At 61.6% G+C, this 766-nt stretch carries 1 protein-coding gene; it reads right to left on the bottom strand.

Translation table 11 applies throughout. The features are described from left to right. Window positions 1-766, bottom strand: a 766-nt coding sequence (locus PLU01S_RS25225; RefSeq protein ID WP_174588329.1) for a dihydroxy-acid dehydratase domain-containing protein, incomplete at both ends; no start/stop codon positions are given.

Below are 766 nucleotides of genomic sequence, written 5' to 3'. Positions count from 1 at the left end.
CATTCTCGAAGGCTTCCTTGGTCAGGATCTTCGACAGGCGAAGGTCCTCATGCACCATGTCCACGATACGCATGCCAGAGAGGTGCGCCAGTACATAGCGACGCGAATCCACGGCTGGGATCGCGGCGTTGTGCGGGAGCGAGGCGCCCAGGGCTTCCGCCATGCAGGCCATGGTGGAGGCAGTACCCATGGTGTTACAGGTACCGGCCGAACGGGACATGCCGGCTTCAGCAGAGAGGAACTCGTTCAGGTCGATCAGCCCACCCTTATAGGCCTCGTGCATCTGCCAGACGATGGTACCGGCACCGATGTCGCGACCATGGTGCTTGCCGTTAAGCATCGGCCCGCCGGTCACCACGATGGCGGGTACGTCGCAGCTGGCAGCGCCCATCAGTAGCGCAGGAGTGGTCTTGTCGCAGCCGGTCAGCAGCACCACGGCATCGACCGGGTTGCCGCGGATGGCTTCCTCCACGTCCATGCTGGCGAGGTTGCGGGTCAGCATGGCGGTGGGTCGCAGGTTGGACTCGCCATTGGAGAAAACGGGAAACTCAACGGGAAAGCCGCCAGCTTCGTAGACGCCGCGCTTGACGTGCTCGGCAATCTTGCGGAAGTGGGCGTTGCAGGGGGTAAGTTCGGACCAGGTGTTGCAGATCCCGATGATGGGTTTGCCCTGGAACTCATGGTCCGGAATACCCTGGTTCTTCATCCAGCTGCGATACATGAAACCGTTCTTGTCGGCATTGCCAAACCACTGGGCCGAGCGCAA

The organism is Pseudomonas luteola NBRC 103146 (assembly GCF_002091675.1).
GTDB lineage: Bacteria > Pseudomonadota > Gammaproteobacteria > Pseudomonadales > Pseudomonadaceae > Chryseomonas > Chryseomonas luteola.
The sequence above is the reverse complement of the archived record's forward strand: the minus strand, read 5'-3'. Positions and strand labels throughout refer to the sequence as shown.